We start from the raw sequence: 634 nt of genomic DNA, 5'->3' as shown, positions 1-634 counted from the left end.
GCCGCCGGTCCCCTCGGGGCGCACTGATGGCCGATATCCCCACCCGGGGAAGGACTTATGGCCCTCCGCCGCCGCCGAGATGTCACTTTCGACTGCGACCGCCATCGGTACTTGGTAAAGCGGGCGCTCGAACGGCAGGATGATCTCGATGCCCGGCTCGTCGACCTCGAGCCCGAAGGGCGGCGGGACGTCGCGCAGCTTGAGGGCGACGATTTCCACCGCCCGGACCAGATCCAGGACACGCCGGTTCTCCAGCCAGATCTGGTCGTCGAGGAAGCGGCGCAGTTGCTCCGATATCTGTCGGATGGTGCGCTGGGCCCGGTCGGCAGCTTCCGACCAGTCGTGGTGGATACCGCGAATCCGCTGATCGTGTTCGATCATGCCCAGCCTGGAAACCTTGGCGAGCAGCTCGGCAAGCTCGGCCTGGCGCGCCCCGGACAGCAGGAAATCGTAGAACGCCTGGAAGCTGCGGCCCTGATCCGAGCCGGCTATCTCGGAGCGACTGCCGACCAACTCGGCGAGTAGTTCGCCCTTGGAGCCGTCCCAGGCGGCGATCTTCTCTCGCGCGGCCCGGTCGAGGAGCCGGAAATTGTCTTCGACCTCGCGAAAATCCGAAAGTAGCTCCCGCGCGGTG

At 66.2% G+C, this 634-nt stretch carries 1 protein-coding gene; it reads right to left on the bottom strand.

Going from position 1 to position 634, the window contains the following annotated elements; genetic code table 11:
• A partial coding sequence (locus F6Q13_RS19465) for a DUF3375 family protein (protein WP_293059991.1) occupies positions 1-634 on the bottom strand: 634 nt, incomplete at both ends.

Origin of the sequence: Mycobacterium sp., assembly GCF_008709575.1 — a bacterium.
Taxonomy (GTDB): Bacteria; Actinomycetota; Actinomycetes; order Mycobacteriales; family Mycobacteriaceae; genus Mycobacterium.
The sequence above is the reverse complement of the archived record's forward strand: the minus strand, read 5'-3'. Positions and strand labels throughout refer to the sequence as shown.